19 protein-coding genes are annotated in these 23,679 nt (G+C 34.9%); 11 read left to right on the top strand and 8 right to left on the bottom strand.

All coding sequences use genetic code 11. The features are described 5' to 3' along the window. Positions 1-48: 48 nt before the first annotated feature. Positions 49-1,584 (bottom strand): T9SS type A sorting domain-containing protein, encoded by a 1,536-nt coding sequence (locus tag IPN31_03450; protein ID MBK8680957.1) that lies wholly within the window; start codon positions 1,582-1,584, stop codon positions 49-51. 51 nt (positions 1,585-1,635) lie between these two features. Then, on the bottom strand, positions 1,636-2,037 hold the full coding sequence (gene mce, locus IPN31_03445; protein MBK8680956.1) for a methylmalonyl-CoA epimerase: 402 nt from the start codon (positions 2,035-2,037) through the stop codon (positions 1,636-1,638). A gap of 117 nt (positions 2,038-2,154) precedes the next feature. On the opposite strand from mce, the gene IPN31_03440 reads away from it, so the two are divergent. The 4 genes from IPN31_03440 to IPN31_03425 all read left to right on the top strand — a co-directional run bounded on the left by IPN31_03440 (position 2,155) and on the right by IPN31_03425 (position 5,130). Next, entirely contained in the window at positions 2,155-3,372 is a 1,218-nt protein-coding gene (locus tag IPN31_03440) for an IscS subfamily cysteine desulfurase (protein MBK8680955.1), read from the top strand. Between the two features lie 39 nt (positions 3,373-3,411). Beyond that, positions 3,412-3,831, top strand: a complete 420-nt coding sequence (gene iscU, locus IPN31_03435; protein MBK8680954.1) for a Fe-S cluster assembly scaffold IscU — start codon at positions 3,412-3,414, stop codon at positions 3,829-3,831. Next, entirely contained in the window at positions 3,831-4,157 is a 327-nt protein-coding gene (locus IPN31_03430; GenBank protein ID MBK8680953.1) for an iron-sulfur cluster assembly accessory protein, read from the top strand. The genes iscU and IPN31_03430 overlap by 1 nt, the downstream gene beginning before the upstream one ends. Positions 4,158-4,272: 115 nt before the next feature. After that, positions 4,273-5,130, top strand: coding sequence for a pirin family protein (locus IPN31_03425; protein MBK8680952.1), 858 nt, complete (start codon positions 4,273-4,275; stop codon positions 5,128-5,130). 77 nt (positions 5,131-5,207) lie between these two features. Here the strand turns inward: IPN31_03425 and IPN31_03420 are convergent, their stop codons facing one another. The 5 genes from IPN31_03420 to IPN31_03400 all read right to left on the bottom strand — a co-directional run bounded on the left by IPN31_03420 (position 5,208) and on the right by IPN31_03400 (position 13,101). Continuing rightward, positions 5,208-5,444: a hypothetical protein gene (locus IPN31_03420; protein ID MBK8680951.1), complete on the bottom strand. Its 237-nt coding sequence runs from the start codon at positions 5,442-5,444 to the stop codon at positions 5,208-5,210. A 43-nt stretch (positions 5,445-5,487) separates the two neighbouring features. Beyond that, complete coding sequence (locus IPN31_03415; GenBank protein MBK8680950.1) at positions 5,488-6,663, bottom strand: hypothetical protein; 1,176 nt, start codon at positions 6,661-6,663, stop codon at positions 5,488-5,490. 113 nt (positions 6,664-6,776) lie between these two features. Continuing rightward, positions 6,777-9,428 carry an AAA family ATPase gene (locus IPN31_03410; protein ID MBK8680949.1) on the bottom strand — a complete coding sequence of 884 codons (2,652 nt, stop codon included), beginning with the start codon at positions 9,426-9,428 and terminating at the stop codon, positions 6,777-6,779. Positions 9,429-9,602: 174 nt separating this feature from the next. Further along, positions 9,603-11,675: a methylmalonyl-CoA mutase gene (scpA, locus tag IPN31_03405; GenBank protein MBK8680948.1), complete on the bottom strand. Its 2,073-nt coding sequence runs from the start codon at positions 11,673-11,675 to the stop codon at positions 9,603-9,605. 4 nt (positions 11,676-11,679) lie between these two features. Further along, the gene (locus IPN31_03400; protein MBK8680947.1) at positions 11,680-13,101 is read right to left on the bottom strand and encodes a hypothetical protein; all 1,422 of its coding nucleotides are present in this window, start codon (positions 13,099-13,101) and stop codon (positions 11,680-11,682) included. Positions 13,102-13,167: 66 nt separating this feature from the next. Here IPN31_03400 and IPN31_03395 point away from each other — a divergent pair, with 66 nt between their 5' ends. From IPN31_03395 to fdhD, 3 genes are all read left to right on the top strand, one after another. Next, entirely contained in the window at positions 13,168-13,956 is a 789-nt protein-coding gene (locus IPN31_03395) for an enoyl-CoA hydratase/isomerase family protein (GenBank protein ID MBK8680946.1), read from the top strand. Between the two features lie 157 nt (positions 13,957-14,113). Then, entirely contained in the window at positions 14,114-15,496 is a 1,383-nt protein-coding gene (locus tag IPN31_03390; GenBank protein MBK8680945.1) for a tyrosine phenol-lyase, read from the top strand. Between the two features lie 263 nt (positions 15,497-15,759). Further along, entirely contained in the window at positions 15,760-16,560 is an 801-nt protein-coding gene (fdhD, locus tag IPN31_03385; protein ID MBK8680944.1) for a formate dehydrogenase accessory sulfurtransferase FdhD, read from the top strand. On the opposite strand, the gene IPN31_03380 is transcribed toward fdhD, so the two are convergent. Beyond that, positions 16,557-16,760: a hypothetical protein gene (locus IPN31_03380; GenBank protein MBK8680943.1), complete on the bottom strand. Its 204-nt coding sequence runs from the start codon at positions 16,758-16,760 to the stop codon at positions 16,557-16,559. The two genes, fdhD and IPN31_03380, sit on opposite strands and share 4 nt — an antisense overlap. A gap of 473 nt (positions 16,761-17,233) precedes the next feature. Here IPN31_03380 and IPN31_03375 point away from each other — a divergent pair, with 473 nt between their 5' ends. The 4 genes from IPN31_03375 to IPN31_03360 all read left to right on the top strand — a co-directional run bounded on the left by IPN31_03375 (position 17,234) and on the right by IPN31_03360 (position 23,539). Continuing rightward, a complete protein-coding gene (locus IPN31_03375) occupies positions 17,234-18,895 on the top strand; it encodes an NAD(P)H-dependent oxidoreductase subunit E (GenBank protein ID MBK8680942.1) in 1,662 nt (553 codons plus the stop codon). Between the two features lie 68 nt (positions 18,896-18,963). Beyond that, positions 18,964-21,699, top strand: coding sequence for a formate dehydrogenase subunit alpha (fdhF, locus tag IPN31_03370; protein MBK8680941.1), 2,736 nt, complete (start codon positions 18,964-18,966; stop codon positions 21,697-21,699). Between the two features lie 24 nt (positions 21,700-21,723). Continuing rightward, positions 21,724-22,344: a hypothetical protein gene (locus tag IPN31_03365; protein ID MBK8680940.1), complete on the top strand. Its 621-nt coding sequence runs from the start codon at positions 21,724-21,726 to the stop codon at positions 22,342-22,344. A gap of 61 nt (positions 22,345-22,405) precedes the next feature. Then, positions 22,406-23,539, top strand: coding sequence for an ATP-binding protein (locus IPN31_03360; protein ID MBK8680939.1), 1,134 nt, complete (start codon positions 22,406-22,408; stop codon positions 23,537-23,539). Positions 23,540-23,679 lie beyond the last annotated feature (140 nt).

Below are 23,679 nucleotides of genomic sequence, written 5' to 3'. Positions count from 1 at the left end.
AGAATACAAATGGAATTAATTATCACTATTTGGGTTCTCAATGCAGATTTAATTATGTTTTATAATCGGTACTAATTTGCGCATACTGGGTTCTCCATTTAATAAAATTTCAAACAAATAATTGCCATCCTGAATATAGTTTGGAATATTGTATGTAATCGAATGAGATCCGGCATTGAGTTTTAAATGGTTTTCTATAACTTGAATGCGTTTGCCTTGTAAATCATATATACTTATTTTGATTTCACTTTCTTTTTCAAGTGGAAAATTAATTGTTACAAAATTATTAGCTGGCACAGGATAAAAAGAAAAATCTTGAAAAGTACTTTCGGTTGCAACATACGTATTCAAGTTATCATATCTTATGCATATCGGTTTCCATCCATCCCACGTGGATCGCATTCCTGCTATTACAACTTTATCGTCTGGCTGGATCAAGATGTCTAATGGCCAAATATCATAAGATAAATTTAAAACAGAATGGGCATCTTCACTAAAAGTTGAATCGGCAACTCCATGCATTGAAATTTTAGCTAAATCAATTACAAGATGATCATTATCGGAAGCATAATCACTATCATGATAACCCACGGTAAAAATATTTCCATTTGAATCTGAAGCTGCATTTTCGGAATTTATGTGGGTTAGAAAGTCACCAGGGATTTCGGATTTCCCCTCCTCTCCAAAATCAGTATATAAATTTCCATCAGGTAAAAATTTATATACCGTAGGTCCATGATTAGAATCCCCTCCAATAAAAATAGTATCAAATTCATTTACCCATAAACTATGAGAGTAACCACCCCAAGGTCCCGTAATGCTTATTTCAAAAGAATTATCATAATCACCATTGGAATTGAAACGTTTGGCGTGAATTCCACCATCACATACTATTATTTTTCCATCACTTTGTAATGCTATAAAGTTGCCACGATCTAATATGTCTGACTCGAGTATTCCAATATCATTAAATGTAGAATCCAATGTGCCGTTTGGTAAAAATCGCACCAGTATTAAATGTCTAAATACTAAATCAGAAGAACCAAAATAACTATAACCACTTACTAAAATTTTCTCGTCAGGTTGGATTAAAATGTCACGTGGATAATCAGTAAGTCCTTCATTATCAAAAATAAAATATCCGACGTTATTAAATGTAGAATCTATTAAGCCATTGTCAAGTAATCTAAGTATGCAAAAATCAACACCAGATATGGGAGATGATGTTCCAGCAACAAGCATAATTTTGTTGTCGTCCTGAATTTCCATCCTGATTTTATGAGAAAATGTAATTGAATCATTCAAGAGGATTTCCTGCACACCGTCAATACCAAATTCAGGATCATAACTTCCATCAATCAATAGTCGAACAACGAATGCCTTATTATCTGAACAAAATGCAAAATAAATTTTATCATCTTTAAATGATAAACTCATTCCATCTGTATTGATTGCACTCTCTTCAAATTCCACTATTCCTTCATCACCAAATGTATTATCTAAGGTTTCGGATTGTGCTACGCTAGTCTGGCTGTGTAACAATACAATAATAAATGTGATTAGCGAGTAGAAATATTTTTTCATAACAGAGTTTTCTTATTATGTAGAATTAATATCCGAAGTTATTCAGTTGTTTTATTTTTTATCCATACATAATTCAACTAAAACTCCATTCGTAGTTTTTGGATGTAAAAAACAAATCAGTTTTCCATCAGCACCATCCAATGGTTCTTTATTCAGCAATTGAAATCCTTCCTCTTCCATGCGTTTCATTTCAGCATGAATATCATCCACAGCAAATGCGATATGGTGAATTCCCTCTCCTCTTTTTTCAATGAATTTACTAATGGCACTCGAAGCATTTGTAGCTTCCAATAATTCAATTTTTGTTTCTCCAATCATGAAGAATGAAGTACTTACATTTTCTCTTTCTACACTCTCCACTTTATAATGTTCTTTACCAAGAAGTTTGGCAAATAACGCATTCGAATTTTTTAAATCCTTCACTGCAATTCCAAGGTGTTCTATTTTTCTCATATTCTAAAATTTAAAAACGCACACATCTTAATCAATCTAATAATTATTTGTTTTCTAAAAATAGAACTTTTATAATAGCTTTGTGTTTTAGAATTTGTCTAAATAGTTAAATTGAATATGCTTAAACTACCTATATACCTTGATAACAGCGCCACTACTCCGATGGATCCACGGGTGCTGGAAACGATGATTCCTTACTTCACAGAAAACTTTGGCAATTCAGCCAGTCGCAATCATCCTTTTGGATGGACAGCAGAAGATGCAGTGGATAAGGCAAGAGAACAAGTGGCAAAACTTATAAATGCTACTGCTAAAGAAATAATATTTACATCAGGTGCAACAGAAGCTGATAATCTTGCACTGAAAGGTGTATTTGAAATGTATTCCAGAAAAGGTAATCATATCATTACTGTAACCACTGAACACAAAGCAGTGCTTGATAGCTGCAAACAAATTGAGAAAAAAGGTGGCGTAATTACTTATCTGCAAACAGATAGCGAAGGCAATATTGATTTACAGGAATTAGAAAATGCGATTACCGATAAAACCATTCTTGTTGCGATAATGTATGCTAACAATGAAATGGGAACAATTGCTCCGATAAAAAAAATAGCTGAAATTGTACATCGTAAAGGCGCTTTACTTTTTACGGATGCTACTCAGGCAGTGGGTAAAATTTCTGTGGATGTAGAACGTGATGGAATTGATTTGATGTCGTTTACTGCACACAAAATGTATGGTCCTAAAGGTGTGGGAGCATTATATGTACGTAGAAAAAATCCTCGTGTAAAAGTAACTGCTCAAATGGATGGCGGCGGACATGAACGTGGAATGCGTTCGGGTACTTTAAATGTTCCCGGCATTGTTGGATTTGGAAAAGCTGCAGAGTTGGCGATGAATGAAATGGATCAGGATGCAGAACGCTTATCTAAATTGAGAGATAAATTAGAAAAGGCATTGATGTCTCTTGAAGAATCCTATTTGAATGGAAATAAAGAAAGCCGTTTACCACAGTTATCCAATATCTCTTTTAAATATGTAGAAGGAGAAGGATTGATGATGGCTTTCAATCAAAATATTGCAGTGTCCTCCGGATCGGCTTGTACTTCAGCATCCTTAGAACCAAGTTATGTATTAAAAGCATTGGGATTAGGTGATGATTTGGCGCATTCATCAATACGGTTTAGTCTTGGTCGCTTTAGTACTGAAGAACAAATTGATTATACAATTGAAAAAGTTTCTACTGCGGTACTCAAGCTGCGTGAAATGAGTCCTCTGTGGGAAATGTTTAAAGAAGGAATTGACTTAAACAGCATTGAATGGGCTGCACATTAATTGAACAAATAAATTATAAAAGAACTTAAATAAGATATTATGGCATACTCAAAGAAAGTACTCGATCATTATGAAAACCCACAAAATGTGGGAACACTTGACATTAAATCCGAAAAAGTAGGAACCGGTTTAGTGGGGGCTCCTGAATGCGGCGATGTGATGCGTCTGCAAATAGAAGTGGATCCTGATTCACTGCTTATTACCGATGCAAAGTTTAAAACCTTTGGTTGTGGTTCTGCAATTGCTTCTTCAAGTTTGGCTACGGAATGGCTTAAAGGCAAATCCATTGACGAAGCTCTAACAATTGACAACATGGATATTGTAGAAGAACTCGCATTACCTCCTGTAAAGATTCACTGTTCTGTTTTAGCAGAAGATGCAATCAAAGCAGCGATTAATGATTACAGAAAGAAAAATGGAATGCCCGAATTAAAATTGGATGAAAAAATAGTACACTAATGATCTTTATCAGCGAAAAAGCGAAAGAGAAAGTTACTCACCTGATGAGTGAAGCCGGGGTAGGAGATGATTTTTTTATCCGGGTTTCAGTAGTTGGTGGTGGATGCAGTGGGTTATCCTATAAAATGGATTTTGATAATGAAAGCCGTGCAAACGATCAGGTATTTGAAGACAGAGGGCTCAAATTAGTTACAGATTTAAAAAGTTTTCTATATTTATGTGATACTACGCTGGAATACTCCGACGGGTTAAATGGCAAAGGATTTCATTTCAGTAATCCAAATGCTTCCCGGACTTGTGGTTGCGGCGAAAGTTTTGCGGTTTAAATCAAACTTCTGTTCATACTAGTGGGCCCTCTTGCAAGAAATTGTGGAGGGTTCTTTCATTTAATACATCTTGTATTCTTAATTCCTTAATTATTACTCTTAAATAAAAAATTTTATGCGCAACGTCCAATATGTTTTTCAAGCCGATACAATTAAACTTGGTAAATCAGATGTTTTACAAGCATTGCCAATTAAAAGTGTGGAGCAAGTAAGTCCATTTTTATTATTACATCATTTTAAAAAATTAAACATTCCTGCGGGTGAAGTGGACTTTGCTGTTTCACCACACCCGCATCGTGGTTTTGAACCGATAACATTTTTATTTGAAGGTGAATTGCATCATCGGGATTCCAGAGGCAATGAAGGATTTTTAAAATCCGGAGATGTGCAATGGATGACTGCAGGTATGGGTATCGTTCATAGCGAAGAAGCTACCAAAGAATTTATTGAAAGTGGTGGCAATTTGCAGCTTGTACAACTGTGGGTCAATTTGCCGAAAAAAAATAAAATGGCGACACCAAATTATCAGGATATTAAATCAGAAACAATTCCGGTTTATATCAGTGATGATGAGGATTTAAAAATAAGAGTGATTGCAGGAGAGTGGAATGAATTGAAAGGAGTTGCAAAAACCTTTACTCCCGTGAATGCTTTACATGTGATTTTGAATAAGGATAAGTATGACGAAATTAAAATGCCGGCAGGACATAATTTAATGCTCTATGTATTAAATGGATTTGTGGAGATAAATGGTAAGCATCATGCAAAAGAAGGATTCATTGCCATCTTTGAAAATGAAGGTGAATTTATTTCTGTAAAAGGATTAGAAAACAGTGATTTTCTGTTATTGAGTGGTACTCCTATTGATGAACCTGTTGCAAGCTATGGACCTTTTGTTATGAATAATCAAACAGAATTAATGGAAGCGGTGCGTGATTATCAGGCAGGGAAAATGGGGATATTAACCTATTAAAAAAGCAATCTGAATTAACAGATTGCTTTTTTTTAATTAGTCCATTGAGTAATCAGGTTATTTTATGATCCCTATATTTAAATTGATTTACAAGTAGTGGTAATAGTAGTGGAATCATTCACAGTTATATCTTCCCAATCATCACAAGTGGGATCGTTTCCAGCATTATGATATACATTTTTTTCTGAACTGATTACATTGCCGTTATCATTACGAGTTTCTTTTGTAGTGCATTCGCAAGTTGCATTTTTAGCACATGAAGAAACTCCAAAAGCCATAGCAAAAAGTATAAGTAATAAGAATATATTTTTCATTTTTTTATTTTTTCGTTTGATATTATTTTTTTATAGCAAAAGTTTATTCCATCATATCATGATGCTTTTTATTAAATAAGCGGTAGCTGTAATTAAAGAATACAGTATAGTCTGAAAATGCAGCATCACCATGACGTGGATCACCTGGAGGGCCCGGATCTACTTGTTGTCTTTCTATATCTTGCACACTTTGGGTACGGTTACGATACACCGAAATTGGTACACTCAATGAAAAAATATGATTGCCTGCAATGTAAGTAGCTCCCGGGTCAATAGCCGCAACTTTACCTGGTCTTCTTCTACCATTTGTTTCGCCAAAAGCATCCGTTACTGGAATTCCTTCGAATCGGAATCCCAGATTAAATGCCATGCCTGCAAATCTTGATGGCGAATAAGTAAAACCTCCACGAATTAAAAATTGATCAGGTATAGAATAATTTACCGCTGGTGGATTTGCCGGATCTATTTTGTCCACTCTTTTTTGCCATGATAACGTATCTCCCGGAGTAAACAGATAATATATGCTGTAATAGACAAACCACTGCTCTGTTTCTAATTGAGCATATCCTTGAGTTTGTAAGCTGAAGCCCCAACCACCATCGCCTAATTGAATGGATTGGTCAACTTCCTTAAATACATTTGCACCTTCGTTTCCTATGTAATAAAATGTATCTTGAAAAGCAAAGTTTCCGGTAGGAAATTTAATACCTGCACCAAGACTGAAGTTGCCTTTTAGATTTTCTTTATATGTATCCAACATCCATCTATCTGCTTGTAAACGGATATCTCCAATGCCATTTGAATGTGTGGCTTTACGTACATCTACTCCAGTTGCCGGATCATTACCATGTTCATACTTCGATGAACGGTAATTAAAAGTATATGGCAAATCCACTGTGGCGCTCCATTGCTGATTAATTCCATATGTATATATCAAGTCAAATGCATTCACATCATTTCTAACATCAGTACCTTCATCCACCCGATATATTTCTTCCTCAGTCCCTCTAAAGTGTTTATAGGAATGGAAATAGCGATAGCCTAATCCAATTTGCATATCACCTTTGTCGAGAACATTATTACCTGAAGAAACTTCTCCGGTTAGTGAGCGGACTGATACACAACCTTGTGCATTTACTCCCTGAATATTTGCCATCAATATAAAGGCAGCCGATGTACACACGATAATTAATTTAATTACGATGTAAGTGTTTTTCATAATAGTCTTTGTTTGAAATGCAAAGCTATTTTGACTATTTAGAAGTAATGTTTAACGAAGATTAAAGAAATTTAAAAATTTAATAAAATAATATTATTGTTTTGTCAATCTTGTTAAACCTCCGGCTTTGGAATAGGATTACCTGACAATTTAAATCCAATGCCCGGCCTTGCTTGAGTTTCCGGAGTAAGTGTAAATGCACTGATATCTTCCGGAGTAATTGTTTTAATTAATTCCGGTTTGCGATCCGCAGAACTTAGCGAAGCCATACGTAGATTTTGCTTATGTGTAATATCAATTACAAGCTTGCGCATAGTGCGTGCATTTCCAAAATATTTATTGCGGGTCAATAATAGTTTGGCGATGTGTTCTTTTAAAATTTCTGCAGCTTTTTCATTTAATGCAAGTGATTCTTTTGCAAATAATTTTTCTGCAATCATAAATAATTCCTCTGCACTGTAATCTTCAAAATGAATGAATTTATCAAACCTGGATTTTAATCCCGGATTGGAATCTAAGAATCGTTGCATCTCTTCTGTATAGCCTGCAACAATCACAATAAATTCACCACGAAAATCTTCCATGCGTTTCAATAAAGTTTCTATCGCTTCTTTGCCATACGAATCACCACCTTCAGTTAGTGCATAAGCCTCATCAATAAATAATCCACCACCCATTGCTTCCTGAATTAATGCTTCCGTTTGTATTGCAGTTTGTCCAAGATATCCTGCAACTAAACCTTTGCGATCTGTTTCAATTAAATGCCCTCGTTCTAAAATTCCCAGTGCTTTATAAATTTGTACAAGAATTCTTGCAACCGTAGTTTTTCCTGTTCCGGGATTTCCTGTAAAAACAGTGTGCATAGAAAAGGCTTTTTTTACATCACGATTTATCTCCTTATAATATCTTACAAGCTTTACTATTTCTTCAATATCATTCTTTACATTGGATAAACCCACCAACTCTTTTAACTGATTTAATGCATCTGTTAATAGTGCTTCATCAATAGGTAATTCAACTGATGTATTACTTCCGCTACCAAATATTACATCTATATCTTCCAATAAAATGGTAGAAAGTTCTTCATTTGTTTTATCAGCTAAATCGGTATGTTTCATTAATCGCAACGCCATATTTTGCTTGCCTTCCTCAACTACAGAATTTATTAATCGAGCATTGCCGAATTTTTCATCACGATTGCGATACAACTCTACCACTTTCATGTGCATGTATGTTTTTGCAGCTTCATTAATTGTAACGCCACGAAGATTTGCAGCGTAATCTGCTATTTGCATTAATTCATCCGGCGTATAATCTGGATAATGAATTACGTTTCCGATACGAGATGAAAGCCCGGGATTTGAATCCAAAAACTGACGCATTTCTTTTGGATATCCTGCAAAAATAAATGCGATATCTCCAGGGCCATCACTCATTTCTTTAATAATAACTTCAATCACTTCCTTTCCAAAATCTTTCCCATCATCACCTCGTGATGTGAGTGAATATGCTTCATCCACAAATAAAATTCCGCCTCGTGCTTCTTCAATCATCGCTCGGGTTTTTGGTGCCGTCTGCCCAATAAATTCTCCCACTAAATCCACACGACTTACTTCTGTTACTTCACTTTTTTTCAATAAACCCATCGCTGCATATAGTTTGCAAATTAATCTTGCAACTGTAGTTTTTCCTGTGCCGGGATTACCGGTAAAAACCATATTTAAATTTAATTTATTATCCTCTTCAAATCCTTTATCTCTTCTTATTTTTAAAAATTGCAAATAGGTAATTAATTCTTCAACTTGTTTTTTTACTGATTGTAATCCAATCAATGCATTTAATTCTTCTAATGCTTCTGCGAGAGTTTTTTCTGCTGATTCGGATTTGGGTTTGGCAATTATTTCTTCTTCATCTGTACCACTGAGCCATGTTGGATCGCCAACAAGTTCTACATTTTTTTCACCTACGATAAAGGGCACAATTGCGATAATGGTATCCATAAAAACAATTTCGCAAGTGTAGAAATCGGGGAACCAAAAGCCTTGAGTGTCTGCACCATATCCTGCATCTAACACGATATTTTTTCTGTTGTCGCTGATATGTTCAAACCAACTTGCCATGCCTTTCAGTTGATGTGTATCATTAAAAAAGAAAAAATTTAATTCTAATGGAAAATATTTTTCATCGGTTATTAAATTCTTTAAATCCAATTCTACAGAAATATATCTCGCTGTTTTAGTATCAAATTCTACTAAATATTTTCTTTGTTCTTTGGGTAAATTATTTTTTGGACTTTCATATAGACGAATTGCATTTATTTCAAAATACGGATTGTAATTCGCAGTAACTATTCCTTTATTAGTGATATAAAAATAATTGGTGCCAATTATTTCTTCGTCAATAAACACCTCCCATTTATAAGTTCCTTTTTTCCAGAAACCGGCAGTAGGTGTTCCCCATCCTTCACGCAGATAAATAATATTTTGGTCAGGCTCTACCTGCAAATCTTTCTCTACTAAACATATTTCTTTGTCGCCATAATATTCCGAGCAACGTACTTTTATTTTTGCAGACCATGCAGATTCATCAAATAGAATATTATATAATTGTACTTCTACATTTATATAAGTTGCTTCCGTTTCTTCATATACAATGCGATAATTTTTCTGATTGCCAAAAAAGTTTTCCAGCGAACCATACACTTTCATCTCTTTAAACTTGAAACGTTTTTTTTCTTCTTTTTTTTCTTCCTTATTCTTTGCCATAATGAGTTAGCTTCTATTTGTAAAAATATGGAATTGAAATTTTAAATGAATGTGAATTGCATTCTTCATGAAAATCAATTTTCGATTAATAATAATTAGTGTGAATGAAGATAAAAATAATTGCTATTTCAGAAATGAGCAATGAATAAATTATTTGATTATTAGGAATATGTATTACACAGTAGCATCCAGCTTTTCTATAAGTTGAATGGCGGCTTCACTGATTACAGTACCCGGTCCGAAAATAGCAGTACACCCAGCATCTTTTAAAAACTGATGATCTTTTTCGGGAATTACTCCGCCCACAATTACTAATATTTTATTATTGCCCTGCTCTTGTAATTGTTGAATTACTTGTGGCACCAATGTTTTATGTCCTGCCGCTAAAGAAGAAATTCCAATCACATGCACATCGTTTTCAATAGCTTGTTTCACTGCTTCTGCTGGTGTTTGAAATAATGGACCGATGTCCACATCAAATCCAATATCTGCAAATCCGGAGGCAATCACTTTTATTCCACGATCATGTCCGTCTTGCCCGAGCTTGCAAACAAGAATGCGTGGTCTGCGTCCTGCTTTATCTGCAAATGCATCGCTGAGTTCTTTTGCTTTAATAAAATTTTCGTTCATGCCCATTTCATTTTGATATACACCCGAAACTGTTTGCGTATTTGCTTTATATCGGCCAAATACGTATTCCATTGCCATGGAAATTTCACCTAATGTTGCTCTTTCTCTAGCCGCATTAATTGCAAGCTCCAATAAATTTCCATTATCATTTTCTGCACATTGAGTGATTGCATTTAAACTGGCATTTACTTTTTCATTATCTCGATTATTTTTTACGAATTGCAATCTTTCTATTTGCTGATTGCGCACAGCAGAATTATCTACTTCCAATAATTCAATAGCTGTTTTATTATCCGTAGCAAATGCATTTACACCAATAATAAAATCTTTACCAGCATCAATACGACCTTGTTTTCTTGCTGCGGCTTCTTCAATGCGCAATTTCGGAATACCTGCTTCTATTGCTTTTGCAATGCCGCCAAGTTTTTCTGTTTCTTCAATTAATTGCCATGCTTCATTTGCAATTTCTTCTGTTAATTTTTCTAATTGAATACTTCCTCCCCAGGGATCCACTGTTTTACAAATACCAGTTTCCATTTGCAAATACAATTGAGTATTGCGTGCAATACGTGCAGAAAAATCTGTAGGTAATGCAATCGCTTCATCTAATGAATTTGTATGTAATGATTGTGTTCCACCCAACACAGCAGCTAATGCTTCTATACAAGTGCGGGCTACATTATTAAATGGATCTTGTTCCGTTAAACTCCATCCACTTGTTTGACAATGTGTGCGCAACATTAACGACTTTGGATTTTTTGGATTGAATTGTTGAATCATATTTGCCCATAATAATCTGGCTGCACGCATCTTAGCAATCTCACGAAAATGATCCATACCTATTCCCCAGAAAAAGGAAATACGTGGTGCAAAATCATCAATATCTAAACCTGCTGCAATACCTGTTCGCACATATTCTAATCCATCGGCAAGTGTATAAGCTAATTCAATTGCAGATGTTGCTCCTGCTTCCTGCATATGATATCCTGAAATACTTATGCTATTGAATTTCGGCATATGCTTGCTGGTATATTTAAAAATATCTGCAACAATGCGCATACTTGGTGTGGGCGGATAGATGTATGTATTGCGCACCATAAATTCTTTCAGAATATCATTTTGAATTGTGCCTTCTAATTTATCCGGAGTTACACCTTGTTCTTCTGCAGCAATAATATAAAATGCAAGAATTGGAATTACCGCACCATTCATCGTCATGCTCACACTCATTTTATCCAATGGAATCTGATCGAATAAAATTTTCATGTCCTCAACGGAATCTATTGCAACACCTGCCATTCCTACATCGCCCAACACACGTTCGTTATCGCTGTCATAACCACGATGAGTAGCAAGATCAAATGCAACAGATAGTCCTTTTTGTCCGGCTGCTAAATTTCTGCGATAAAATGCATTGCTTTTTTCTGCTGTAGAAAATCCTGCGTATTGACGAATTGTCCAGGGGCGCATCACATACATTGTAGAATATGGTCCACGTAAAAAGGGTACAATCCCCGCTGCAGCTTGTTGCAATGTTTCAGGAATTTGTTCTGCATTTGTTGCAGACTTGAATGGTTTATAATTTTTGTAGGAAATATTTTTAAAATCCGGACGCATGCAATTATTTATTTCTTTTAAAATGAAATGGTGTTATCGGTTCAAAAGCAGTATTGGTATTATTTGATATTACTTCTTCTGCTGCTTCAAAAGTTTCATTATTATTTTCAAATACATTTACGCCAACTAATTTTATTTTTTCACTATCAAATGCAGCTTGTTTTTGTTCTCTGCTTTTGCGAATTGCTTGTTGAATATTTCCTGATTCCAGATTAAAAATAAATCCACCGCTATTTTGAATTTCAACAAAATAATTCCATGCATCTTCTGCAATAGTTGTGGTAAGTGATTCTAAATAATAAGCGCCATCAGCCATATTTTTATACTTATCTAAATACGATTCATAGCGCAGTAAATGCTGAATATTTAAAGCAAGTCGTTCTGCATTTTCATCTTTTGTTTTGCAATGCAAATCATAAGGTAAAATACTCAGCACTTCACATCCACCTAATATTGCACTCATCGCTTCTGTAGTGTTGCGCAATAAGTTTGTATGTGCATCTTCCGCTGTAATATTTGTTTGCGTAACTACGGCATGAATATATGCAGGTGCTATATAATCTGTATCCGGAATATAAGCTGTAAGCAGATTTATCCATAGCCTTTGAAATGCTTGCAATTTTGCAATTTCAAAAAAATATTCTCCACCAATACTCATTCGAAAATGCATCAATGGAAAAATCTCTTCAATTGGAACATTGCGTTTTGAAAGTGCAGAAATATATTCCACAGCCATTGCAAGTGCATATCCTAATTGTTGTATAATATCGGCACCGGCTTCTGCAGTAATTGTTGCATCTACATGAAATAGTTTGCAATCATGCAACTTGGGTGACAATTTAAAATATAAATCTGCAAGATGATTAAAGGAAGATTCTTTTTCCTGCATTGTTCCTGTTTTCATCCAATAGCCAATAGGATTAAATTCGATAGCAGTAATAAATAATTGATGTCCGCTTATGTTGTTTATTAAATCACGATACTGAGAAACTATTTCACTTTCCGAAAGATCATTATTTATACTTAGAGTAAAATGAGTTGCATCCGGACGCACCATGCGGAAATGTTTCAGAAATAAAGCAACATCACCGCTTATGCGAATACACATTGCACCATTATTTATTTCAGCATCACCCAAAGAATAAATATCACTTTCAGAATTAAAATTTAATTCTCGGCATACACTCCATGTGATGGCTTGGCCTTCCTCTTCAAATTCCATCATGTCCTCGAAATCATCATCGCCAAATTGTTCTGACTCAGGAATATCTTCTTTTGTATAAATTGGTTGTACCGGAATATTGCTGTATTCTGAAACTAATGCTTTATTAAAATCGGCGCCTTTCAAATCTTTCCGAATTTGTTCCAGCCATTCCTGCTTGCTAACCGGAGGCCAGTGACTGAATATATTTTTAGGTGTTGACATATTATGTGTTGTAAAGATAAAGCTTACCAAACAGAGCCTTTATATTTGTAAAAAAACAGAATTACTATGCAGCCGGAAAATATTTTAATAGAAGTAAAAGATGCAATATTATATATCACTATTAATCGTCCTAAGCAATTAAATGCGCTCAATATTAAAACCATTGTAGAATTGGATGAAGCATTTGAAGAATATTTATATCATAATGAAGTGAAGGGTGTGATAATTACCGGAGCAGGAGAAAAATCATTTGTTGCCGGAGCAGATATATCAGAGTTCACAGATTTTACACCTTCACAAGGAAGAACGATGAGTGAAAATGGACATGATGCATTTGATAAAATAGAAAATTTTCCAAAGCCTGTGATTGCGGCAATCAATGGTTATGCATTGGGTGGTGGTTCGGAGTTGGCAATGGCTTGTCATTTACGTGTTGCATCTGAAAATGCAATCTTCGGACAGCCGGAAGTAAACTTAGGATTGATACCTGGCTATGGCGGCACACAGCGATTAATTGAATTAATTGGCAAAGGAAAAGCAATGGAATTATTAATGACCGGCGATAGCGTGAATGCTGCAATGGCGAAAGAATTAGGACTTGTAAATTATGTGGTTCCGCAAACTGAATTGATTGCAAAATGCGAAGAGTTATTAAAAAAAATATTTACGAAAGGACCTGTTGCTGTGGGTAAGATAATTCAATGTGTGAATGCACATTTCCGCAGTGGTGGCTATGTTGGGGATTCTTATAAAACAGAAATATCACAATTTTCTCAATGCCTGGAAACAGAAGATTTTACAGAAGGCACCAATGCGTTTTTAGAAAAACGCAAACCTGTATTTAAAGGCGCATAACTTATTATTACAACTGATATTCTATTAGAAATTAAATAGGCTTGACAATATATTACTACTCAATTGAAAGACCAGCCAATTAATAAATACCTATTTGCATACAGGTATTTATTTAAAGATTTTTTAATATAAATAACAATTTAATAATTATTGAAAAATGAAAAATTTAAAGCGAAGCTGGGCCGAACCCTACAAAATGAAAATGGTGGAGTTGTTGAAAATGACAACGGAAGTCCAAAGAAAAAAAGCATTACAAGAAGCCGGATATAATACGTTTTTATTGAAGTCGGATGATGTGTATATTGATTTATTAACCGACAGCGGAACATCGGCAATGAGCGACAGGCAATGGGCCGGAATGATGATGGGTGATGAAGCATATGCAGGTAGCAGAAATTTTTATCATTTGGAAGAAGTGGTAATAGATGTATATGGATATAAATATTTAATTCCTACCCATCAGGGACGAGGTGCAGAAAATATTTTATCAAAAATTCTGATTAAAAAAGGAGATATCATTCCGGGTAATATGTACTTTACTACAACACGATTACACCAGGAACTTGCAGGAGGAAAATTTGAAGATATTATTATTGATGAAGCACATGATCCAGATAATGAATTTCCATTTAAAGGCAATGTGGATTTATCAAAGCTTGAAAAATTAATTGAGAAACACGGTGCTAAAAAAATTCCGTATGTAAGTATTGCAACAAGTGTAAACATGGCAGGTGGCCAACCGATCAGTATGAAAAATCTGAGAGAGTTGAGAGCACTTACTAAGAAACATAAGATTCGTATTATTCATGATATGACAAGGGTGGCTGAAAATGCATACTTCATTCAGCTAAAAGAAAAAGGATATGAAAATAAAACGATTAAAGAAATAGTAAAAGAAATTAATTCATATACCGATGGTGCTACGATGAGTGCTAAGAAAGATGCGCTTGTAAATATTGGTGGATTTTTAGCAATAAACGAATGGGATATTTTTGAAGAAGCCCGAAATATGGTGGTGGTGTATGAAGGCTTGCATACCTATGGTGGATTAGCCGGCAGAGATATGGAAGCAATGGCAATTGGTATTGCAGAAAGTGTAAGTGCGGACCATATAAAAGCAAGAGTGGGTCAAGTGATTTATCTTGGAAATAAAATGATGGATTATAATATTCCTATTGTAAAACCAATTGGTGGTCACGGCATTTTTGTGGATGCAAAAAAGTTTTTGCCGCATATTCCGCAGGATAATTATCCAGCACAAACATTAGCTGCAGAATTATATTTAGATGCAGGAGTGAGAACGATGGAAAGAGGAATTGTATCAGCCGGAAGAAAAGCAAATGGCAAAAATTATTATCCTAAATTAGAGCTTGTACGATTCACGGTTCCACGTCGGGTATATACACAAGCACACATGGATGTGATTGCAGAATCTGCAGCGTTTGTGTATGAACGTCGGAAAAAAATTAAGGGAATGAAGATGGTTTATGAGCCAAAGTATTTGCGATTTTTCCAGGCGAGATTTGAAAAATTAAAATGATTGTGTCAAGAGAGATTGAATGATGAGTTGATTGCATTTTAGTGTATGAGTACTATTTAAAATTTCTAAAAAAGGCTGGTGAGGACACCAACCTCGGAGAAATTAGTTCATCGGCTAATCTGCTAATCAGCACATCAGCTAATCATTTTCACATTCGCACTTTCACACAATAAATAATTTGCACATTTACTAATTTGCACATTGGCTAATCGGCTCATCCGCTAATCAATTAGAATTTGTAGATTTATCACAGATAAAAAAAAATGGCAAAACCTACTTCTATATATCACGGAATAAAATATGATACGGGAAAGACTACTGAAGTAAATGATACACTTGCTGTGGAAGAAATGCTGAGTATTTCTATTAATAGCAAACCCTTTACTATTACTATGCGCAGTCCTGGAGATGAACAGGAATTAGTGCGTGGATTATTATATGCGGAAGGTGTTTATACCGAAAAGAAAAATCCCTTAATACTTATCACCACAAAAAATAGAGAAGGTTATATAACCGGCATGAATGTGAGTGCCGAACCTGATATAGTAAATTTTGAAGCAATTGCAGAGCGCAATATTATTTCAGTTACCAGTTGCGGTTTGTGCGGACGTACAGAATTAAATATTGATCTGAATGGTAAACTCATTCACAAAGAAAAAATATATGCATCACAAGTGATTGATATGTTTGAATTGATGCGAAAAAATCAAAGTACATTTCACAGTTCCGGTGGTTCTCATGCTGCTGCTATTTTTGATGTTCATGGGAAGTTGCTTACAACAAAGGAAGATATCGGCAGACATAATGCAGTGGATAAAGTAATTGGTGATTTATTGCTTCAAAATAAATTAAAAGAAGCAGTTAGTCTTATTGTTAGTGGACGTATTTCATACGAAATAGTAAGTAAAACTTATACTGCCGGCATTCCTTTTTTGGCTGCAGTTTCAGCACCATCAAGTTTAGCAGTGGATCAATGCAGGGAAGCAGGATTAACATTGATGGCGTTTTGCCGTGATAAAAAATTTACAGTGTATAGTTGTGCAGAAAATGTAATAATGGATTAGCTGAAAATTTTATCAAAATTTACTATAAAGTAAATAATCCCTGCTATAACACCCAATACAATAAGCCAACTTACGAATTCTATAAATCTACTTTCGTTAACTTCTTGTCGGGATCGTAAATGTTCCATGTGTTCTATATGCATCGAAACTTTTTCTGAATTTGTTTTTCCATCAATTGGAATTTCATTGAGTGCGACCATGATAAAATTGTTTTATTGGTTAAAACACAAACAGCAAAATGTAGTCGAGCGTGTGTGCCTTTCTATCAGTATGCTTACCAAATATAGATATGATTTCTAATAAACCAATAATTGTGAATAAAATTAATTGTGACTTAACATTTGGTTTACACTCGCAGTAGGTAATCACTTTATAAAACAGGAAGATTGATTGATCTCCAATTTATTTTTTCCACAATTTTTTTTACAACTGTTTACTCTGCTATTGAAAGTGAAGGAAGTACAAACCTATTGCTAACTTCCTATCTTCAGAAATAATTGTAATTCCCAAACTTTAGAATCGGTTATTTTGCTGTAAAAGAAATGATTGGTTTGTAACACACTGTATAAATAAACATTATCGTAAAAAGCTGATAACCATTATAAAAAAAGTATGAGTGATAAATTACTTTTAAATTGTTATTTTTGGTAGGCATATATTTTAACAACGTAATATGTCAAAAAATCTAAGTGAGCTTTCAGGAAGAAAAGGATTAACAGATAACCTGTTTGAGAAATTGGGTACTATGGCCAAAGGAACGGGCACACCTGACGTACAAGAAATGGAAAACCTTGCAGAGGAATTTTTAATGGGCAAGGCCAACATTTATGGCAGCGCAACTTTTTATGATTTTACCCGGCCGGACAATGCAGGAAAAAAAGTTTATGTATGTAATGGTTCTGCATGTCTTACTGCAGGCACACAACCTGCTGTGGAGCAAACCTTAAAACAACATTTTGAAAACAGTGAAATAGGTGAAATGTGTTGCTTAGGTCGTTGTCATGAAAATAATTCTTTTCATTACAACGGACATTCTTATTCCGGTGATGCTATTAAAGATATTGCTGCAATAAAAAAATCTTCATCACCTAAAATGGATAAATATAATGTGCAACATATCGGCACACCAGTCCTCACCGAACCATTTCCGGGAATGGATATTTTTTATGAACTTCTTGAAACTACATTACAACAAACACCTGAAAAATTATTGGAAGAAATTCGAATTTCAAATGTGCGTGGTCGGGGTGGTGCAGGATTTCCAATGGCAATTAAAATGGAGAGTTGTAAAAGCACACCCAGCAAAACAAGATTTGTTGTATGTAATGCCGATGAAGGAGATCCGGGTGCATATAGCGATAGATATTTATTAGAAGAAAGACCACATAGTGTATTGCTCGGTATGATAATCAGCGGATATATTATTGGTGCAAGTTGGGGTGTGGTTTATATCCGTGCAGAATATCCGGAGGCAGTAAATATTGTTGAAAGAGAAGTAGAAAAATTATATGCATCAGGCTTATGCGGTGAAAATATTTTAGGGACTAAATTCAATTTTGATTTTAAAGTTATTAAAGCACAAGGTGCATATATCTGCGGTGAAGAAACAGCATTACTTTCTTCTATTGAAGGACAACGACCTGAAGTAAGAGTGCGGCCACCGTATCCTGCGCAACAAGGTTTGTTTAATAAACCTACGATTGTAAATAATGTAGAAACACTTGCAAGTGTACCTTATATAATTCGTGAAGGTGGAGCTGCATTTGCAAAAATCGGAACAGAAAAATCTAAAGGAACAAAACTGGTTTGCTTAGATGGATATTTTAATGCACCCGGCATGTATGAAGTAGATATGGGAACACCTTTGCGCAAAGTAATTGATGATTTAGGAAAAGGATTTAATCATAACATAAAAGCATTGCATATCGGCGGCCCGTTGGGTGGCTTGGTACCTGTTTCAAAAATTGATAATTTAAATGTTGACTTCGAAAGTTTTAATCAAAATGGATTTTTATTAGGACATGCATCGGTGGTTTCTATTCCAGAAGAATTTCCATTGATAAAATATTTAGAGCACTTATTTGAATTTACTGCACATGAAAGTTGTGGTAAATGTTTTCCTTGTCGTCTTGGTTCTGTACGAGGTGCTGAGTTGTTATTGAAAGCACAAGAAGAAGAATATAAAATTGACCGCAGTTTATTTAATGATCTTGTAGAGACTTTAGAAAAAGGATCGTTATGTGCATTAGGTGGTGGTTTACCATTGCCAATAAAAAATGCACTGCAATATTTTGAGAGCGAACTTTCTCCTTACTTTAAAAATGATATCGCATGAAAAATGCATTACAGCATAAATCAGATACTTCTGTTTCAGGCAATGGAAGTTTAAATGCAACACCAAAAATGAATGTATCATACATTGATGGACAGCCATTTGAATTTGTGAAGGGTGAAACTATACTTTCATTTATTCGCCGTAATCAGGGTAGAGAATTGGTGCCGACTTTATGTGATGCACCTAATTTAGAACCCTTTGGTTCATGTCGTGTATGCAGTGTTGAAGTTGCATTGAAAGAGGATGGTCCTGTAAAAACACAAGCATCTTGTCATACTCCATTAATTCCCGGATCATATATTCATACATCTACTGAAAGTGTAAAACGTTTGCGCAAAAATATTGTGGAGCTTGTGCTTACAGATCATCCATTGGATTGCATTAATTGTGTTGCAAATAATAATTGTGAATTGCAGGATGTTGCAGCGCAAGTTGGAATAAGTGAGATACGTTATCCCGAAGGAAAAAATCATTTCCATTATGAAACGGATTTATCACATCCTTATATGAGAAGTAATTTAAGTACATGTATTAATTGCTATCGCTGTATTCGTGCATGTGATGAAGTGCAGGGTGAAATGGTATTGAGTATGGCAGGCCGTGCATTCGATAGTAAAGTGATTAAAGGCTCTGATGTTTCATTTTTCGAAAGTGATTGTGTGAGTTGTGGAGCTTGTGCGCAAGCATGTCCTACTGGTGCTATCGGCGATATATTCGAGAGTAAATCTTTAGTGGGTACAGAAACTACAAGAACAGTTTGTACTTATTGTGGTGTGGGATGTAATCTGGATGTGTCCACGCTTGATGGAAAAGTAAAAAGTATTCAGGCACCTTATGATGCAGAAGTAAATGGCGGACATACTTGTTTGAAAGGTCGCTATGCATTTTCATTTTATAATCATCCCGACAGATTAACGTCACCATTAATTCGTAAAAATGGAGAATTAGTGGAAGCATCTTGGGATGAAGCTTACACTTTTATTGCTGATAAATTAACCGAAATAAAATCTGCTTACGGTCCTGATTCCATTGCCGGAATTTCTTCAGCAAGATGTACGAATGAAGAAAATTATCTGATGCAAAAATTTCTTCGCACAGTAATCGGAACAAATAATATTGATTGTTGTGCAAGAGTATGTCACTCACCAACTGCCCTTGGAATGCAATATACTTTTGGTACAGGTGCGGCAACAAATTCCATTGTGGATTTAAAAGAAACAGATTGCATAATGATAATCGGTGCAAACCCAACTGATGGACATCCGGTTACAGGAGCAAAAATGAAACAGTTTGCAATGAAGGGTGGAACTACAATCGTAATTGATCCTCGCAGAATTGAACTTGCAAGATATGCGGATTATCATTTGCAATTGCGACCCGGAACAAATGTGGCGTTGCTGAATATGATGTTGTATTACATTATTAAAGATGGCATAGAAGATAAATCTTTCATTGAATCACGCACAGAAGGTTATGATGAAATGAAGAAAGAAATTTTGCGATTGGATATGGAAGAACATGAAAAAATTACTGGTGTTGATCGCAACCTCGTTCGCAAAGCAGCACATGCTTATGCCACTTCACCCAATGCAATGAGTTTTCATGGATTGGGAGTAACAGAACATTCACAAGGAACTGCTTCAGTAATATTAATTGCAGACCTTGCGATGATTACCGGTAATATTGGTAGAAAGGGTGTGGGAGTAAATCCATTGCGAGGACAAAATAATGTGCAAGGTGCAGCCGACATGGGTTGTCAACCTCATCAGGGTGCCGGATATTTAGATGCGTATGATGCGGAAATAAATACTAAATTTCAATTGCATTATGGTAGAGAAATTCCATTAGGTAAAGGATTAAAAATTCCTGAAATGTTTGATGCATCCATTGATGGTAATTTAAAAGCATTATGGTTGATGGGAGAAGATATTGCACAAACAGATCCCAATACTCATCATGTAGTAAAAGCATTAGAACATTTAGATTTTTTAGTGATTCAGGAAATATTTATGACTGAAACCTGCAAGTTTGCAGATGTGATTTTACCTGCTTCTACATTCTTAGAAAAGAGCGGCACATTTACAAATGGCGAACGCAGAATTCAAAGAGTGAATGCTGCAGTAAAACCATATCCCGGAACAAAATCCGATGGCCTAATTATGACGGATATAATGAACCACATGGGATTTGAAATGCCGGATTATGATCCTGCAATTGTGTTGGATGAAATCTCGAAAATAGTACCCTTCTTTGCCGGTGTTAAGTGGAGTGAATTAGGTGATAATGGAAAACAATGGCCGGTGAAACCCGATGGAACAGATACGGATATTTTGCATATCAATGAATTTCAAAGAGGGAAAGGAAAATTTTATTTTACTGCCTGGCAAGAAAGTGCAGAGTTAGTTGAACACAGTAAAGATTATCCATATATTATCACTACAAATCGTGAGTTGGAACATTACAATGCAGGAACAATGACTCGGCGTACCAACAATGCTTTGATACTTTCAGAAGATGTATTATTAATTAATCCGGAAGATGCAGAATTAAATTTAATTGCAGATGGAGATATGGTTTGTGTAGAAAGTCCAAGAGGTAAAGTGGATATCAAAGCAAAAATTACGGATGATGTTTTACCCGGAATTTTAAGTTCTACATTTCATTTTCCGGAAGTGATGTTAAATAAGATTACATCGAATATTTCTGATAGCGAAGCCATGTGTCCGGAATATAAGGTAGTAGCTTGTCGTATTCGCAAAAGTAAAGGCAAGTTTAAAAATCAAAACGGAGTTGGTGTTGCATAATTTATTATTGAATACAATTATTACATGATAACCTGCAACCATTGCAACAAAGAAAATCCGGATGATTTTACCTATTGTCGTTATTGCGGAGATTTATTAAAACACTCAAAAACAACAATCAAAAAAAGTTTTTGGAAAAAACTTCCTTCCTGGGCATGGATACTGATTTTAGCAGGAGGTATTATCGGGATGATTGCAATTATCATTTTATCCTTTGTTGCCATTTCAACAATTGAAGGAGTTGCCAGCATAATTTTATTAGCAATCGCATTAGTTACGTTTGGAATTATTCCATTGCGCAAACCATTTATAACAAACAATTTTTTCAAAGGATTGAGCATTGGATTTTTTGCATTAATGGGAGCAACAATTGATCAACCGGGAAATTATATTTATAACAAGCCTGTGGAAATATGTTGTTGTGAAGATGGCAGCAAGTTAAATCGCAGTGAAAACACATTGCATCCACTACCCGGTTCTACTTATATTATACAAGACTACACATGTTATAATGATGCCGGTGAAGCAGTGAATACAATAAACATGTTTAAAGTTTTAGGAATAAGATTTATAGAATATATTTTGTTGGGTTATTTTTTGGTTGGCTTGCGCAAATTTTTGTGGCGGATGAAAATGAGAACTTAAATATTCCGTTTACACAATCTGTGTTACACAAAATGTGTTACACAAAATGTATATTTGCTGAATGGCTAAAATTATTAATCCATTTCCTGTAATTTCTTATTCGGGACCGGAATTTTTCTGTAATAGAAAAGCGGAAATTAAAACGCTGAAGTCCAACATCGAAAACGGAGTAAACACTACACTCATCTCTATCCGACGCATGGGCAAAACAGGATTGATACTCCATTTATTTTCTAAGTTATCTCGTAACGCTCAAATGAAATGCTTGTACGTAGATATGTATGCTACTCAAAATCAAAAGGATTTAATTGAACGTATTGCCTCTGCAGTTTTAAAAGAATTTCCCGCCAAGAAACCTATCGGAAAAAAAATATTTGACTTTATTACCGGACTGAGACCTATAATAAGTTATGATAATCTTACAGGACTTCCGCAGGTGTCATTCAATTATTCTCAACCTTTGCAACAAGAGAAATCACTGGAACAATTATTTCAATTTCTCGATAAATTAGGTATTACAATTGTAATCGCATTAGATGAGTTTCAGCAAATTAATATGTATCCCGAAAAAAATACGGAAGCACTTTTGCGCACTATTTTTCAAAGACTTAATACTATCCGATTCATTTACAGTGGTAGCAGTAAACATATTTTATCGCAAATGTTTACACAAAAAGCAAGACCATTTTTTGCAAGCACTCAAATGCTGAATCTTAATGAAATTTCAGAAGTGGATTATTCCAATTTTATTCAGGAAAAATTTAATCAGCACTCAAGAAAAATATCAGAAGAAGCCTTACAATTTATTATTCACTGGACTAAGCTTCATACCTATTATACGCAAGTGGTCTGCAATAGAATTTTTGCCAGCGGTTTTACTTTTACAGATATTGATGATGTGCGAAATATTTGTTACAATCTGCTGGAAGAGCATAAGCCTACATTTATACAATATAAAAATCTACTCACGCCTGCACAATGGAAATTATTAACAGCTATTGCCAAGGAAGAAAAATTATATCAGCCCGGTGGTGCTGTTTTTATTTCTAAATATAAATTAGGTACACCATCGAAAGTACAACGTTCATTACAGGCATTGCTCAGTAAAGAAATGTTATATACCGAAAATGATTCTATAGGAAATTATTATAGCGTGTATGATTGCTTCTTAGCAAGATGGTTAGAGCGAAATTGACAAGACATTTTTTTCCCGCCAAAGAAAACTTTTCCCAATTACACAATCTGTGTTACACATAATGTATAATTCAACAATCATAACCTATTCAATATTTTACTGCGCCCTTGACCTAATCTACGGGATTACTTTTTACTTGT

The organism is Bacteroidota bacterium (genome assembly GCA_016715425.1).
Lineage (GTDB): Bacteria > Bacteroidota > Bacteroidia > Chitinophagales > BACL12 > JADKAC01.
The sequence above is the reverse complement of the archived record's forward strand: the minus strand, read 5'-3'. Positions and strand labels throughout refer to the sequence as shown.